The organism is Achromobacter sp. (assembly GCF_050285585.1).
Classification (GTDB): domain Bacteria; phylum Pseudomonadota; class Gammaproteobacteria; order Burkholderiales; family Burkholderiaceae_B; genus Achromobacter.
In genome coordinates, this window is sequence record NZ_JBLZXF010000004.1 from 84176 (window position 1) to 98710 (window position 14535).

Consider the following 14535-nt stretch of genomic DNA (forward strand, 5'->3'; position numbering starts at 1 on the left):
ATTACTCCGCCGCCTTCTTGCGGGCCAGCGCCCGGTTGTACAGCACGTCCCGCGGCAGGCCCGAGACCTTGGCCGCGACGCGGGCCGCATCGCGCAACGACAGCGACTCCAGCAAGGCGTCCAGCAGCGCGTCGGTGCGAGGATCGGCGTCGTCCTGCGCCGGCTCGTTCTCCCGGGCATGCGCGATCAGCACGAATTCGCCCTGCTCGCGATGGGCGTCCGCCGCCAGCCAGGCCGCGCCCTCTCCCATCGGGAAGGTGGCGATCTCCTCGAAGCGCTTCGTGAGTTCGCGCGCCACGGTCAGGCGGCGGTCCGGCCCGCAGACTTCCAGCAGGTCGGCCAGGGTGGCCGCGAGCCGATGCGGCGATTCGAACATCACCACCGGCGCGGGCAAGGCGCACCAGGTGCGCAGCCAACGCTGGCGCGCCGCGGCCTTGGGCGGCGCGAAACCCGCGAACGCATAGGCCGGGTTTTCGTCCGTGGTGACGCCGCTGCCCATCAGCGCGGCGATCACGGCGCTGGGACCGGGCACCGGCACCACCTTGAAGCCGGCTTCGCGCACGGCGCGCACGATACGCGCGCCCGGATCGCTGACGGCGGGCGCGCCCGCATCGGACACCAGGGCCACGCGCTGGCCCTGTTCCAGCCGTTCGCATATGGCCTGGGCCGCCGCGGCCTCGTTGTGGCGGTGAGCGGCCATGAGCGGCGTGCCCACGCCCCAGGCATCCAGCAGCGTGCGGCTTGCCCGCGTGTCCTCGGCAGCGATGACGTCCGCCCGCTGCAGGGCATGCCAGGCGCGCAGCCCCAAATCGCCCAGATTGCCGATCGGCGTGGCCACGACATACAGCGTCGCGGCGGGCCAATGCTGCTCCGCCACGCGTTCGGCAACGCGTGACCAGGCATCTCCGGCTAGCGGGGGTGAGACATTTTGATTCATTGCGGCCTACTGACACGGAAAACCATGTCAGTGTAGCCGCCATTGCACGCTGCCTCTGGAGCCCCCGTGACGGATGAGACCTTGCGCCTGGCCTGCGAACTGGCCCTGGCCGCCCGCCGCCGCGCCGACAAGCGCCGCCGGCGCGCGGGGCGCCGCCCGCCCCCGGCCGATCCGCCCGCCCCGCGCCGCTCGCCCGCCCAGCGCGAAGGCGACCGGCACGAGGCGGCCGCGCTGCGCCTGTTGCGGGCGCAAGGCCTGACGTTGCTGGCGCGCAATCTGCAGACCCGCGCCGGCGAGATCGACCTGGCCATGCGCGACGGCGATGTCCTGGTGCTGGTCGAGGTCCGTTCGCGCGGCCGCACCCGCTATGGCGGCGCCGCGGCCAGCATCGGCCGCGAAAAGCAGGCACGGCTGGCCCGCGCCGCCGCCCAGTGGCTGCCCGAGCTGGCCCGGCGCCACTGGCAGGGCAGGCCGCCCGCCGCCCGCTTCGACGCGGTCGTCTTCGAGGCCGGCCATCCCCAGTGGTTGCGGGGGGCGTTCTGGCTGCCCTGAGCCGCGCCGCCCTCGGTAACGCCCCTCCCGAAGCTCGTTACGCCTGGACAGAACAGGGTAACGGCACCGTGAGATAATCGCGGCCATGGATATGACCTCTCGTATGACGTCGCACTTTCGCGATGCCATGGCAGCGTACGAACAAAGCATGAACGTGCTGGCCGAGCCGCTGGCGATAGCGGTGGACGTGCTGTTCGGCGCCCTGGCGAACAACGGCAAGATTCTGGCTTGCGGAAACGGCGGCTCGGCCGCCGACGCGCAGCATTTCATCGCCGAACTCGTGGGCCGCTTCGAGCGCGAACGCCTGCCCCTGGCCGGCATCGCGCTCAATACCGACACCTCCATACTCACCGCCGTCGGCAACGATTACGGCTTCGACGAAGTCTTCGAGCGCCAGGTCAACGCCTTCGGCCAGGCCGGCGACGTGCTGGTGGCGATCTCCACCAGCGGCAACTCCCCCAATGTGGTGCGCGCCATGGAAGCCGCCAGCGCCCGCGAAATGCACGTGCTTGCCCTGACCGGCAAGGGCGGCGGCGTCATGGGGGAACTCATTACGCCCATGGACGTCCATCTATGTGTTCCCAGCGATCGCACGATGCGCATCCAGGAAGTCCATATTCTGCTGCTGCACGCTCTGTGCGACGGCATTGACGCTCTTCTGCTTGGAGACACCGAATGATTTCTGACGTCCGCACCGCAGTCCGTCCGCTGATGCTTGCCGCCGCGCTGTCCACCGCCGCGCTGTCGTTGTCGGCCTGCGCGCCGTTGATCGTGGGCGGCGCCGCCGCCACCACGGCCGTCGTCGTGACGGACCGCCGGACTTCCGGCATCCAGCTCGAAGACCAGAACATGGCGTTCAAGGCGCAGAGCCAGATCTCGCAGAAGCTGGGCGACACCGCCCGCGTCAATGCCATGTCCTATGGCGGCCACCTGCTGCTGACCGGCGACGTGCCCACCGAAGAGGCCAAGAGCCAGGCCACGGCGATCGCCCAGGGCGTGGAAAACGTCAAACAAGTCACCAACCAGCTGACGGTGGGCCCCATCGCCTCGTTCGGCGTGCGCTCCAACGACACCTGGCTGACCTCCAAGGTCAAGACCGCCCTGCTCAATACCAAGTACGTGCCTTCCGGCACCATCGCCGTGACCACCGACCACAGCGTCGTCTATCTCATGGGCAAGGTGACGCAGGCCGAAGGCGACTACGCCGCCAATGCCGCCGCCGACGTCGGCGGCGTGGCCAAGGTGGTTAAACTGTTCGAAACCATCAGCCGCGAGGAAGCGATCCGGCTGTCGAACAGCGGCTCCGAATCCAAAACCACGGAAAGCAAAGCGCCCATCGAAAGCGGCGCCGGCGCGGCCAGCGATAGCGCTGGCGGCACGGGCGCCGGCGTAGAGGCCATGCCCATCAAATGAAAAAAGCCATCGTAGCGCTCGCCGTCCTGGTGGCGGTCGGCATCGGCGCCTGGTTCGTCCTGCGCCCCGCGCAGACCGCCCCCGACGTCACCTTCACCACCCTGGAAGGCAAGACCTTCTCCATGCAGGATCTGCGCGGCAAGGTCGTGCTGGTCAAGTTCTGGGCCACCAGCTGCGTGACCTGTGTGAAACAGATGCCCGAGACCATCGCGGCCTACAAGGAATACGCCGGCAAGGGCTACGAGGCGGTCGCGGTCGCCATGGACTATGACCCGCCCAATTTCGTGCTGAATTTCGCCGAAACGCGCAAGCTGCCGTTTCCGGTGGCGCTGGACACCAAGGGCGACATCGCCCGCGCCTTCGGCGACATCCGCCTGACCCCCACGGCCTTCCTGATCGACAAGAAAGGCAACATCATCAAGCGCTACCTGGGCGAATACGACGTCGCGGAATTCCACGCCACGGTGGAAAAGGCGCTGGCGGCAGGTTGAGCCCCGCCGCGGGGCCGCCTGCTTCGCAAAAAGAAAAACCGCCCGGTCGGGCGGTTCGCGCATCGGCGCTGGAAGAACTCAGAACGCCGGAACCACCGCGCCCTTGTACTTTTCCTGGATGAACGTCTTCACCTCGGGGGTATGCAGGGCATTGACGAGTTTCTTGATGCCCGGTGCGTCCTTGTTGTCCTCTCGGGTCACCAGGATGTTGGCGTAGGGCGAATCCGAGCCCTCGATGAACAGCGCATCCTTGGTCGGCACCAGCCCGGCTTCCAGCGCGTAGTTGGTATTGATCAGCGCCAGGTCCACGTCGTCCAGCGAACGCGGCAGCATGGCGGCTTCCAGTTCGCGGAACTTCAGCTTCTTGGGATTCTCGACCACGTCCGCGGCGGTCGCGAGGATGTTGGACGGATCCTTCAGCTTGATCAGGCCCTGTTTCTGCAGCAGCACGAGCGCGCGGCCGCCGTTGGACGGGTCGTTCGGAATGGCGACGCTCGCTCCTTCCTTGAGCTCGGACACGCTCTTGATCTTCTTCGAGTAGCCGCCGAACGGCTCGACGTGCACCAGGGCCACCGGCACCAGGTTCGCCTTGCGGTCCTTGTTGAAGGAATCCAGGTACGGCTTGTGCTGGAAGAAGTTGGCGTCCAGCTGCTTGTCGGCCAACTGCAGGTTGGGCTGCACGTAATCGCTGAACACCTTGATATCGAGCTCCACGCCTTCCTTGGCGAGTTGCGGCTTCACCACTTCCAGGATTTCGGCATGCGGGACCTGGGTGGCGCCCACCACCACTTTTTCGGCATGGGCGGCGTTCGCCGCCACCAGGAAGGCCGACGCCACCAGGGCGGAGCGGACAAGATTCAAACGCATGTGTTGCCTCTTATATGGGTTAAGAATTGGGGACAAATGTCCAGCCAATGTGGCCCCGCCCCCTTTTGCGGGGCCTGCCGTTGTGAAAACGCCCCCAATTTACCTGAATGCCGGTTATTTGTCGGGCATATGAACATGGGTTTAAAGCATAAGAAACCTGTGGGTACTACAATCCGTCGTATGCTTGCGCTAACGCGTCCCGAACGCGTTTTTGTGCAGGCATTTTTTCTAACCACTCATACGTATATTTGCCGACTTAGCTGCCATGACCGACACCCCCGACCCTGCCGCCGTTTCGTCTCCTGCTGTCAAAGCCGCCGTGCTGTCTGAAGCACTGCCGTATATCCGACGATTTCACGGCAAGACCATCGTGGTCAAGTACGGCGGCAACGCCATGACGGAAGAGCGGCTGCAGCGCAGCTTCGCCCACGACGTCGTGCTGCTGAAGCTGGTGGGGCTGAATCCTGTGGTGGTCCACGGCGGCGGTCCGCAGATCGACGACGCGCTGCGCCGCATCGGCAAGCAGGGCACCTTCATCCAGGGCATGCGCGTCACCGACGCCGAAACCATGGAAGTCGTGGAATGGGTGCTGGGCGGCCAGGTCCAGCAGGACATCGTCATGATGATCAACGAGGTGGGCGGCAAGGCCGTCGGCCTGACCGGCAAGGACGGCGGGCTGATCCAGGCCCGCAAGAAGCTGATGGACAACAAGGACAACCCGTCCGAGCCCATCGACATCGGCTTCGTCGGCGACATCACCACGGTCGAGCCGGCCGTGGTCAAGGCGCTGCAGGACGACCAGTTCATCCCCGTCATCTCGCCCATCGGCTATGGCGAGGACGGCACGGCCTACAACATCAATGCCGACGTCGTGGCCGGCAAGATGGCGGAAGTGCTGGGCGCCGAAAAGCTGCTGATGCTGACCAACACCCCCGGGGTGCTGGACAAGGGTGGCAAGCTCCTGCGCAGCCTGTCGGCCCAGACCATCGACGAGCTGTTCGCCGACGGCACGATCTCCGGCGGCATGCTGCCCAAGATCTCCTCCGCCCTGGACGCCGCCAAGAATGGCGTGAATTCCGTGCACATCGTCGACGGCCGCGTTCCTCACTGCCTGTTGCTGGAAATCCTGACCGACCAGGGCGTCGGCACGATGATCAGCTCCCATTGATGTCCCCCCCCGTAGCGCTGCGCGCATCCCCCCCGGGGGGGCGCCGCTGCGGACCGGCGGAGCCGGATCCGCGCGGCCCTGATCGGGGAGGCCTTGCCATGTTGGGGGGCTTTGCCTGCCTTGCCGCATCGCCGGCGGGAACCTCTTCGTTCGGCCTCTTTCGGGTGGCGCGTAGCGCCATGGGCAATTGATGCGGGCCCATCGCCAGTTGCTGCGGCCGGCCGTACGGCTGCGCCGCTCCCGGCGGACGGCCGAAGGCGTTGCTGAACGCCTGTGGCTGTTCGACCTGGACAACACGCTGCACGATACCTCGCACGCCATCTTCCCGAAGATCGACCATGGCATGACCATGGCCGTGGCCGAGGCCCTGGACGTGGACATCGACACCGCCAACCGCGTGCGCTCGATGTACTGGAAGCGCTACGGCGCCACCATGATCGGCATGGTCCGGCATCATGGCGTGGACGCCCACGACTTCCTGCACCGCAGCCATGACTTCGACGTCGCTTCCCTCGTGCGCGCGGAGAAGGCGCTTGCCTACAAGCTGCGGCGGCTGCCCGGCCGCAAGGTGCTGTTGACCAACGCGCCGCTGCATTACGCCCGCGCCGTGCTGTCCCGCCTGGGCATCCTGAACCAGTTCCACAGCCTGTGGGCGATCGAACACATGCGCCTGCACGGCGAATTCCGGCCCAAGCCCTCGCCCGCCCTGCTGCGCTATGTGCTGGCGCGCGAAGGCGTTCCGGCACACCGCGCCGTCCTGGTGGAGGACACCCTGGCCAACCTGCGCGGGGCCCGCCGGGTGGGGCTGCGCACCGTCCACGTGTATCACCCCGGCACTCCTTTCGCCCGGGGCCGGTCGCACCGTCCGGCCTACGTCGACTTGCGGGTAAACTCCGTCAGTGATTTGCTGTTACGCCGACGCCCCTTGCGGGGATAGCGGCGCGCTCCTCCTCCCCTCCACCGTCAAGCCTGCGCGAGAGCAGACACTTCCATGGCGAGCAAACCCGGCGAGCGCAAGACCCAAATTCTGCAGACCCTGGCCGAGATGCTGGAGCAGCCGCACGCGTCCCGGATCACCACGGCCGCCCTCGCCGCGCGCCTGGAGGTCTCGGAAGCCGCGCTTTACCGGCATTTCGCCAGCAAGGCGCAGATGTTCGAGGGGTTGATCGAGTTCATCGAAACCAGCATTTTCACGCTGGTGAACCAGATCGCCACCGCCGAACCCTACGGCCTGGCTCAGGCCCACCAGACGGTATCCATGCTGCTCACCTTCTCGGAACGTAACCGGGGCATGACGCGGGTGCTGACGGGCGACGCCCTGGTGACGGAAGACAACCGCCTGCAGGAACGCATCAACCACATCAACGACCGCATCGAAGCGTCGCTGAAGCAATCGCTGCGCATCGCGATCACCGACGGCGGCCTGCCGCCGCAAGCCAATGTGGCCGCGCACGCCAGCCTGCTGACGCATCTGGTGCTGGGCCGCTGGCTGCGCTATGCCCAGAGCGGCTGGCGCGTTGCGCCCACGCTGCACCTGGACGAGCAGTTGCGCCTGGCGCTGGGCTGAGCGGCTTGCGGCCGGCGGGGGCCGACGAGCATAATGCCCACGGTAGGTTTTCCACAAGCGCCAATCTCGACTTGCTTGATCTGCATCAATACGGGTTTTCCGCAATGCCGTCACGATCATCCTGTAGCGTCGACATGCCGAATTGGTAAATCCCGTGCTCGCGGGGCGGTGTGTCGTCAGTTTGACCTCAACCGGAGATGGATATGACCGCGCAAGCCGCCGTTCCTGCCTCGCAAGCCCCAAAGAAAACCAAAATTCCCATCGGACTGGCCGCCGGCATCATCGTGATGATCGGCGTGCTCATGCTGCCCCTGCCGGCCGACCTGCCCGTGGCCGGCCACCGCATGCTCGCCATTCTCGCCTTCGCCGTGGTGGTCTGGATTACCGAAGCCGTGTCCTACGAGGCCAGCGCGATCATGATCACGACGCTGATGGCCTTCCTGCTGGGCACGGCTCCGACAATCAAAGACCCGCAGGTGCTCTACGGCACCTCCGCGGCGATCAGCATGGCGCTGACCGGCTTCTCGAATTCGGCGCTGGCGCTCGTCACGGGCGCCTTGTTCATTGCGGCCGCCATGACGTTCACCGGGCTGGACCGGCGCATCGCGCTGGTAACCCTGTCCAAGGTGGGCACGAGCACCCGCCGCATCCTGATCGGCTGCATCGCCGTGACCATCGTGCTGAGCCTGGTCGTGCCCAGCGCCACGGCGCGCAGCGCGGCCGTGGTGCCCATCATGATGGGGGTGATCGCGGCCTTCGGCGTGGACAAGCGCTCCAACATCGCCGCCGGCATCATGATCATCGTGGCGCAGGCCACCAGCATCTGGAACGTCGGCATCCAGACCGCCGCCGCGCAGAACCTGCTGACCGTCGGCTTCATGGAAAAGATGCTGGGCGAGCGCGTGGCGTGGTCCGACTGGCTGATCGCCGGCGCCCCCTGGTCGCTGATCATGTCGGCGGTGCTGATCGTCATCGTCCTCAAGCTGCTGCCGCCGGAAAGCGACAGCATCGCGGGAGGCAAGGAGGCCGTCGAGAAATCCCTGCTTGAACTGGGTCCCATGACCGGCGCGCAAAAGCGCCTGATGGCCGTGTCGGTCATGCTGCTGTTGTTCTGGTCGACCGAGGGCAAGCTCCACCGGTTCGACACCACCTCGACCACCTACTTCGGCCTGGTGCTGCTGCTGCTGCCGCGCTTTGGCGTGATGACCTGGAAAGACGTGCAATCGCGCATTCCATGGGGCACCGTGATCGTATTCGGCGTCGGCATCAGCCTGGGCACCGCCCTGCTGACGACCCAGGCCGGCCAATGGCTGGGCAACCAGGTCGTGGCGCATACCGGCCTGGACCACCTCGGACCGCTGGCCATCTTCGCGATCCTGGCGGCCTTCCTCATCGTCATCCACCTGGGTTTCGCCAGCGCGACCGCGCTTACCTCCGCCATGTTGCCGATCCTGATCTCCGTGCTGGCCACGCTGCCGGGCGATTTCAGCCGCCTGGGCATGACCATGCTGCTGGGCTTCGTGGTCAGCTATGGCTTCATCCTGCCCATCAACGCGCCGCAGAACATGGTGTGCCTGGGCACGGAAACCTTCAACGCCAAGCAGTTCGCCAAGGTCGGGATCCTGGTCACCATCATCGGCTACGCGCTGATGATCCTGATGGGCATGACCTACTGGCGCTGGCTGGGTTGGCTGTAAGGAGAGCGGACGATGAAACTATCGCTAGCCCAAGCCAACGACTATGGCCGCCTGGTGCTGATGGCCCAGGGTGTGCCCGAGGACATCGCCCGCGACGTGGCCGAGCACCTGGTGGAATCCGATCGGGTCGGCTACACCAGCCACGGCCTGTCCATCCTGACGAACTACCGGCGCGTGCTGTCCGAGGGCCTGGCGCGGCCGGACGGCCGGCCCGAACTGGTCAACGACCGAGGCGCGATGCTGGCCTATGACGGCCACCACGGGCTGGGGCAGTATGTCGGCAAGGTGATCATCGAGAAGGCCATCGAACGCACCCAGGAGCACGGCCAGTGCATCCTGACCCTGCGCCACAGCCACCACCTGGGCCGCATGGGCCATTTCGGGGAGATGGTGGCGGCAAAGGGCCTGATCCTGCTGGCCTTCACCAACGTGATCAACCGTTCGCCCACCGTCGCGCCCTTTGGCGGCGCGCAGGCCTGCCTCACGACGAACCCGCTATGCTTCGCCGGCCCCCTGCCCGGCGGCCGCCCGCCCTTCATCGTGGACATGGCCACCAGCTCCATCGCCGTGAACAAGGCCCGCGTGCTCGCCGCCAAGGGCGAGCCCGCGCCCGCGGGCTCCCTGATTGACGCCCAGGGCAACCCGACCACCGACCCGAACGCCCTCTTCACCGATCCGCCCGGCGCCCTGCTGCCATTTGGCGGCCACAAGGGCTACGCGCTGGGCCTGGTGGCCGAGCTGCTTGCCGGCGTGCTGTCCGGCGGCGGCACGATCCAGCCCGAGCATCCCCGCATCGGGGTGGCCACGAACAATATGTTCGCGCTCCTGCTCGACCCCCAGGTGGACTTCAATACGGACTGGCGGTCGATGGAGGTGGGCGCGTTCATCGACTACCTGCACGCCTGCAAGCCGCAGCCTGGCGTCGAAGCGGTGCAGTATCCCGGGGAATACGAAGCCCGCAACCGGGCGGCGAACGCGGATTCCGTGGAATTCGACAGCCGGATCTGGGACGGATTGAAGCAGTTGGCGAACGACCTGGGCGTGCCGGAGGCATTGCCGTCGTGAGGGAGCGTTTCGCGAGTGCCAGACACCTGGCATTCTTGAGACGCCTCCCGAGGCGGCGCGGCCCCGGTCGCCACTTCAACCCCGCTGCCGGATGGACGGCGCGAGCGGCCGTGGCGCCCGCGCCGAAGGGCGACCTACGAAGAACAACCTGCGAAGAGCGACCGGGGAAAAGCAACCAACACGCCGACAAAGCCCGCCCCCACGCCCGCCAGAAGCATCAAGTCTTCACCGACCGATGCCGGCTAATGCTCATCATGATGCCGAACGCAATCCCCATGGTGAACAACGCCGTCCCCCCATAGCTCATGAACGGCAACGGCACCCCCACCACGGGCAGGATTCCCGTCACCATTCCCACGTTCACGAATACGTAGATGAACAGCATCATCGTCAGCGCTCCGGCCAGCAGGCGCCCGAACTGCGACGACGCCCGCGACGCGATGGTCAGCCCGCGCGCCATCATCAGCCCGTACAGCACCAGGAGGGCGATGCCGCCGTACAGCCCGAACTCCTCGGCGTACACGGCGAAGATGAAGTCGGTGGTGCGCTCGGGGATGAAGTCCAGATGGGTCTGCGTGCCCTTCATGTAGCCCTTGCCGTACACCCCGCCAGAGCCCACCGCGATCATCGACTGGATCGTGTGGAAGCCCTTGCCCAGGGGATCGGAGCTGGGATTGAGCAGCGTGCACACCCGGTGCTTCTGGTAATCGTGCAGCACGACCCAGTCCACGTCGGGTTCGCACAGCTGGTCCTCGTAGTAGACCAGCGTGCCGATGGCGATGATGCCGGCCAGCAGCACCGGCACCAGCAGCTTGAACGACAGGCCCGCGAAATAGATCACGAAGAAACCGGCGCCGAACACCAGCAGCGCCGTGCCCAGGTCGGGCTGCAGCACGATCAGGCCGAACGGCGCGGCCAGCATGGCGGCGGCGGCCAGGAAGTCCCGGATCCGGACGGCGCCCTCGTGGCGCTGGAAGTACCAGGCAAGCATCATCGGCACGGCGATCTTCATCATCTCCGACGGCTGGATGCGGGTCACGCCCAGGTTCAGCCAGCGGGTCGCGCCCTTGCTGGTCTCGCCGAAGAACTCCACGCCCAGCAGCAGCACCACGCCCACCACGTAGAAGGGCAAGGCCAGCTTCATCAGCCATTTGGGCGGAATCAGGGCCATGGCCCACATCGCGAAGAAAGCGATGACGAAATTGCGCGACTGCTCGGCAAACCGCCAGTCGGTGCCGCCCACCGCCGAATGCATGACGGTCAGGCCCAGCGCCGCGAACATCAGCAGGATCGCCAGCAGCGGCCAATCGAAGGCCGTGAATACGCGCAGCAGGATGAGGCCCAGGCGTTTCATGGTTGGCGCACCGCCTCGGAAGCAATGGTTTCAACCGAGGCCAGGGGATCCGCGCGGTCCGGCCGCACGATCCTGTCCTGCCGGTCCTGGGCCAGCCAGTAGTCGAACACCTTGCGCGCGACCGGCGCGGCCACGCTCGCGCCCCAGCCGGCATTCTCTACGATCAGCGCCACCGCGATGCGAGGATGCTCCAGCGGCGCGAACCCCATGAACAAGGCATGGTCGCGCAGGCGCTCATCGATGGCGCTGGCGCGGTAATGGCCGCCACGCAGGCTGAAGACCTGCGCGGTGCCCGTCTTGCCCGCGGCCTGGTACGGCGTGTTCGCGAACGCGCGCCGCGCCGTGCCGACGCGCACCACGTCCGCCATGGCGTTCTTGATCACGTCGACGTTGGCCTGCTTGAGCGGAATACGGTAATCCGGCGTGGATTCGGAGGGCTTGGCCTCGCCGCTGCGCGGATCGCGCACGGCATGCACCAGGTGCGGACGGCGGTACAGGCCATTGTTGGCCAGGGTGGAGGTGCCTTGCGCCAGCTGCAGCAGCGTGAAGGCGTTGTAGCCCTGCCCCACCGCCACGGAAATCGTCTCGCCCGCATACCAGCGCTGGCGCTCCTTGTCCTTGTAGGCCGAACGCTTCCATTCGGTGGACGGCAGCACGCCGCGCTTCTCGCCTTCCAGGTCGATGCCGGTGATCTGGCCGAAACCGAACTGCTTGGTGAAATCGTGCAGCGCGTTCACCCCGATCTCGGGGCCCAGGGAATAGAAATAGGTATCGGACGACACCACGATGGCCTTGTGCATGTCGGTCATGCCGTAGGCCGCGCCGCCCGCGTTGCGGAACTTCTGGCCGCCGAATTCGAAGTAGCCCGGGTCCGAGACCCGGTCCGTGGCCCGGCGCTTGCCCAGCTCCAGCGCGGCCAGGCCCACGAAAGGCTTGTAGGTGGAGCCGATGGGATAGGTGCCGTAGAGCGGCCGGTTGATGAGGGGATGGTCCGGCGATTCGTTCAGCATGCGCCAGTTGTCCACGTCGATGCCGTCCACGAACAGGTTGGGATCGAAGGACGGCTGCGAGACGAAGGCTAGCACCTCGCCGGTATCGGGATCGAGGGCGACCAGCGCCCCGCGCCGCCCTTCGAATGCCTCTTCGGCTACCTTCTGCAGGCCCAGGTCGATGGAGAGCATGATGTCGGAGCCGGGCACCGGATCGATCCGCCGCAGGGTGCGCATGGGGCGCCCGCCGGCCGTCACCTCGACCTCTTCCAGGCCGGTGCGGCCGTGCAGCTGCTCTTCCCAGGTCTTCTCGATGCCCTTCTTGCCGATGACGTCGGTGCCGCGATAGTTGCCCAGCAGGCCCGACCGGTCCAGCTCTTCGATGTCGCCTTCGGCGATGCGGCCGATGTAGCCCACCACGTGGGCGGCGGAGGCGCCCTGCGGATACTCGCGCACCCAGCGGGCGCGCAATTCCACGCCCGGGAACTGGAAGGCATGCGCGGCGAACCAGGCGGCCTCGGTCTCGTTGAGGTTGTTGCGCAGTTGCAGGCTGGCGTATCGGCTGGATTCCGCGGCGCGGCGCTTGAAGCGGCGCTGGTCGGCCGGGCTGATGTACACGACCTCGGTCAGCCGCTCGAACAACTCGTCCATGCTGCCAGCCTTGGCCGGCACGACCTCCAGCGTATAGGTGCGGTAGTTGCGGGCCAGGACTTCGCCGTTGCGATCCAGGATCTCGCCGCGGCGCGGCGGGATCGGCACGACGGCGATGCGGTTGCGGTCGGCGCGCTCGGACAGACCTTCGTAGCGGTCGACCTGCAGGTACCAGAACCGCCCGACCAGCACGCCGAAGCACGCCAGGGCGAAAATGCCGCCCACCCAGGCGCGCAGGCGGAAACGCTGCTTCTGCTGCTGGCCGGTTTTCTTGAACTCGAACATGACGCGGCGCCGCCGTCAGGCGGAGGAGGATTCGGCGTCGTCGGCACCGCGCTGCGGCAAGTGCAGGACCCAACCCGCCAGGGGCCACAGGGCGGTGGTCAGGAGCACGCTGATGCCCCAGTCCCAGCCCGGCCATTTGCCGGCCAGCCATGCATGGATGATCTGGGTGAGAAAGCGGGCGAGGAAGAACACAGGCAGCATGTGCATCGCCTGGCTCCAGAGATCGAACCGCTGCAGCCGGCGGTGCAGCACCACGGCGCCGTACGCAACCAGCGTATAGGAAAGCGCATGTTCGCCCAGCAGGCCGGCATCATGCACGTCCATCAGCAGGCCGAAGAAAAAGGCGGTGAACAGGCCCACGCGGCGCGGCTCGTGCACGCACCAGAAGGCGATGATCAGCAACAGCACGTCGGGCGCGCCCTGCCACAGGCGCCAGGGCAGCAGGGAAACCAGCCACGCCAGCAGCACGGTGCCCCAGACGAATACGCCATGCGCCGGGCCGGACAGGCGGTCGGGCTGCACGTTGCTGGGGGTGCCCAGCCGGGGCCGGGCCTGCCCCGCGGATTGATTAGTCCGATCCACCGGAATCGACCTCCTGACGGTTGGATTCGGCGCGGGCCACGTCCACTTGCAGCACCAGGAAGTGGCGATAGCGTTCGGGATGGGCCAGCGGTTCGCCCACGGCGCGCGCGAAGCCGGAGGCCGTATCGCGCTCGACCGAGGTCACCTTGGCCACCGGCAGGCCGGCCGGGAACAAGCCGCCGACGCCGCTGGTAACGATGGTATCGCCTTCCTTGATATCGGCATTGGCCGCCAGGTAGCGGACTTCGATCTTGCCCGGGGAGTTTCCCCCGAAGGCGATCAGCCGCAGTCCGTTGCGCAGCAATTGCACGGGAATGGAAACCTGCTCGTCCGTGACCAGCGCCGCCTCGGCCGTCATGGGGGTCACGCGGACGATCTGTCCGACCACGCCGCCTTCGTCGATCACCGGCATGCCCGGCGCCAGGCCAGCCTTGCTGCCCTTATTGAAGACCAGGCGCTGGGTGAACGCGTTGGTGGGTTCGTACATGACCTCGACCACGACGGCCGATTGCGCCACGGTGTCGGTCACGCCCAGAAGGCGGCGCAGCTGCGAGTTCTCGGCGGCCAGCTGGGCCGCGTGCGTGGCCACCTGGGCCAGCTCGATGCGCTGGCGCTGCAGGGCTTCGTTTTCGCTACGGATGAGATTGGCCGCGTTGACCCATTCATTCACCTGCTGGACGAGGTCGCGCGGCGCCATGACGGCGCGCTGGAAGGGATAGAGGGCGACGGACATCGCCCGGCGCGCCGGTTCCAGCATGCGCCATTGCGAATCCATGACGATCAGGGCCAGGGCAAGGACGACCAGAACGACCAGCCGCACCTCCGCAGGTGGGCCGCGCCTGAATAGGGGGGGAGTCCCTTGTCGTTGCATGAATCTCAGCCCGGACGCCCGCGCCCGTCGCTCCGGCAGCGGCCGG

Annotated in this window: 15 protein-coding genes; 9 read left to right on the top strand and 6 right to left on the bottom strand. The window is 66.6% G+C overall.

Features of this window, described 5'->3' with window-relative positions; translation table 11 throughout:
* Window position 1 precedes the first annotated feature (1 nt).
* Complete coding sequence (gene rsmI, locus ACN6PJ_RS07955) at window positions 2–937, bottom strand: 16S rRNA (cytidine(1402)-2'-O)-methyltransferase (protein ID WP_427995332.1); 936 nt, start codon at window positions 935–937, stop codon at window positions 2–4.
* A gap of 66 nt (window positions 938–1003) precedes the next feature.
* Between rsmI and ACN6PJ_RS07960 the strand changes: the two genes are divergently transcribed.
* The 4 genes from ACN6PJ_RS07960 to ACN6PJ_RS07975 all read left to right on the top strand — a co-directional run bounded on the left by ACN6PJ_RS07960 (window position 1004) and on the right by ACN6PJ_RS07975 (window position 3393).
* Complete coding sequence (locus ACN6PJ_RS07960) at window positions 1004–1489, top strand: YraN family protein (RefSeq protein ID WP_427995333.1); 486 nt, start codon at window positions 1004–1006, stop codon at window positions 1487–1489.
* Window positions 1490–1574: 85 nt separating this feature from the next.
* Window positions 1575–2168, top strand: a complete 594-nt coding sequence (locus ACN6PJ_RS07965; RefSeq protein ID WP_165359025.1) for a phosphoheptose isomerase — start codon at window positions 1575–1577, stop codon at window positions 2166–2168.
* Window positions 2165–2902: a BON domain-containing protein gene (locus ACN6PJ_RS07970; protein WP_427995334.1), complete on the top strand. Its 738-nt coding sequence runs from the start codon at window positions 2165–2167 to the stop codon at window positions 2900–2902. Before ACN6PJ_RS07965 ends, ACN6PJ_RS07970 begins: the two co-directional genes overlap by 4 nt.
* Window positions 2899–3393, top strand: coding sequence for a TlpA disulfide reductase family protein (locus tag ACN6PJ_RS07975; RefSeq protein ID WP_427995335.1), 495 nt, complete (start codon window positions 2899–2901; stop codon window positions 3391–3393). The genes ACN6PJ_RS07970 and ACN6PJ_RS07975 overlap by 4 nt, the downstream gene beginning before the upstream one ends.
* Before the next feature lie 78 nt (window positions 3394–3471).
* Here the strand turns inward: ACN6PJ_RS07975 and ACN6PJ_RS07980 are convergent, their stop codons facing one another.
* On the bottom strand, window positions 3472–4260 hold the full coding sequence (locus ACN6PJ_RS07980; RefSeq protein ID WP_427995336.1) for a MetQ/NlpA family ABC transporter substrate-binding protein: 789 nt from the start codon (window positions 4258–4260) through the stop codon (window positions 3472–3474).
* Between the two features lie 265 nt (window positions 4261–4525).
* Here ACN6PJ_RS07980 and argB point away from each other — a divergent pair, with 265 nt between their 5' ends.
* The 5 genes from argB to ACN6PJ_RS08005 all read left to right on the top strand — a co-directional run bounded on the left by argB (window position 4526) and on the right by ACN6PJ_RS08005 (window position 9757).
* Complete coding sequence (argB, locus tag ACN6PJ_RS07985; protein WP_102775214.1) at window positions 4526–5428, top strand: acetylglutamate kinase; 903 nt, start codon at window positions 4526–4528, stop codon at window positions 5426–5428.
* 190 nt (window positions 5429–5618) lie between these two features.
* Window positions 5619–6365, top strand: a complete 747-nt coding sequence (locus ACN6PJ_RS07990; RefSeq protein WP_427995337.1) for a pyrimidine 5'-nucleotidase — start codon at window positions 5619–5621, stop codon at window positions 6363–6365.
* A gap of 54 nt (window positions 6366–6419) precedes the next feature.
* A complete protein-coding gene (gene slmA, locus ACN6PJ_RS07995) occupies window positions 6420–6995 on the top strand; it encodes a nucleoid occlusion factor SlmA (protein ID WP_427995338.1) in 576 nt (191 codons plus the stop codon).
* Between the two features lie 203 nt (window positions 6996–7198).
* Complete coding sequence (locus tag ACN6PJ_RS08000; RefSeq protein ID WP_427995339.1) at window positions 7199–8692, top strand: DASS family sodium-coupled anion symporter; 1494 nt, start codon at window positions 7199–7201, stop codon at window positions 8690–8692.
* Between the two features lie 12 nt (window positions 8693–8704).
* Window positions 8705–9757: an Ldh family oxidoreductase gene (locus ACN6PJ_RS08005; protein ID WP_427995340.1), complete on the top strand. Its 1053-nt coding sequence runs from the start codon at window positions 8705–8707 to the stop codon at window positions 9755–9757.
* Between the two features lie 217 nt (window positions 9758–9974).
* On the opposite strand, the gene rodA is transcribed toward ACN6PJ_RS08005, so the two are convergent.
* The 4 genes from rodA to mreC are packed head-to-tail and all read right to left on the bottom strand — an operon-like array spanning window position 9975 to window position 14489.
* A complete protein-coding gene (rodA, locus tag ACN6PJ_RS08010) occupies window positions 9975–11111 on the bottom strand; it encodes a rod shape-determining protein RodA (protein WP_427995341.1) in 1137 nt (378 codons plus the stop codon).
* Complete coding sequence (gene mrdA / locus ACN6PJ_RS08015; RefSeq protein WP_427995342.1) at window positions 11108–13036, bottom strand: penicillin-binding protein 2; 1929 nt, start codon at window positions 13034–13036, stop codon at window positions 11108–11110. The genes rodA and mrdA overlap by 4 nt, the downstream gene beginning before the upstream one ends.
* 15 nt (window positions 13037–13051) lie before the next feature.
* Entirely contained in the window at window positions 13052–13618 is a 567-nt protein-coding gene (gene mreD, locus ACN6PJ_RS08020; RefSeq protein WP_043546959.1) for a rod shape-determining protein MreD, read from the bottom strand.
* Complete coding sequence (gene mreC, locus ACN6PJ_RS08025; protein ID WP_043546960.1) at window positions 13605–14489, bottom strand: rod shape-determining protein MreC; 885 nt, start codon at window positions 14487–14489, stop codon at window positions 13605–13607. Before mreC ends, mreD begins: the two co-directional genes overlap by 14 nt.
* Window positions 14490–14535: the final 46 nt, after the last annotated feature.

What these genes read in the sequence shown, in the direction of transcription:
- rsmI (WP_427995332.1), bottom strand. Translation starts at nt 937, where the DNA reads ATGAATCAAAATGTCTCACCCCCGCTAGCCGGAGATGCCTGGTCACGC.
- mreC (WP_043546960.1), bottom strand. Translation starts at nt 14,489, where the DNA reads ATGCAACGACAAGGGACTCCCCCCCTATTCAGGCGCGGCCCACCTGCG.
- ACN6PJ_RS07965 (WP_165359025.1), top strand. Translation starts at nt 1,575, where the DNA reads ATGGATATGACCTCTCGTATGACGTCGCACTTTCGCGATGCCATGGCA.
- ACN6PJ_RS07980 (WP_427995336.1), bottom strand. Translation starts at nt 4,260, where the DNA reads ATGCGTTTGAATCTTGTCCGCTCCGCCCTGGTGGCGTCGGCCTTCCTG.
- ACN6PJ_RS07975 (WP_427995335.1), top strand. Translation starts at nt 2,899, where the DNA reads ATGAAAAAAGCCATCGTAGCGCTCGCCGTCCTGGTGGCGGTCGGCATC.
- ACN6PJ_RS08000 (WP_427995339.1), top strand. Translation starts at nt 7,199, where the DNA reads ATGACCGCGCAAGCCGCCGTTCCTGCCTCGCAAGCCCCAAAGAAAACC.
- slmA (WP_427995338.1), top strand. Translation starts at nt 6,420, where the DNA reads ATGGCGAGCAAACCCGGCGAGCGCAAGACCCAAATTCTGCAGACCCTG.
- ACN6PJ_RS08005 (WP_427995340.1), top strand. Translation starts at nt 8,705, where the DNA reads ATGAAACTATCGCTAGCCCAAGCCAACGACTATGGCCGCCTGGTGCTG.
- ACN6PJ_RS07990 (WP_427995337.1), top strand. Translation starts at nt 5,619, where the DNA reads ATGCGGGCCCATCGCCAGTTGCTGCGGCCGGCCGTACGGCTGCGCCGC.
- argB (WP_102775214.1), top strand. Translation starts at nt 4,526, where the DNA reads ATGACCGACACCCCCGACCCTGCCGCCGTTTCGTCTCCTGCTGTCAAA.
- rodA (WP_427995341.1), bottom strand. Translation starts at nt 11,111, where the DNA reads ATGAAACGCCTGGGCCTCATCCTGCTGCGCGTATTCACGGCCTTCGAT.
- mrdA (WP_427995342.1), bottom strand. Translation starts at nt 13,036, where the DNA reads ATGTTCGAGTTCAAGAAAACCGGCCAGCAGCAGAAGCAGCGTTTCCGC.
- ACN6PJ_RS07970 (WP_427995334.1), top strand. Translation starts at nt 2,165, where the DNA reads ATGATTTCTGACGTCCGCACCGCAGTCCGTCCGCTGATGCTTGCCGCC.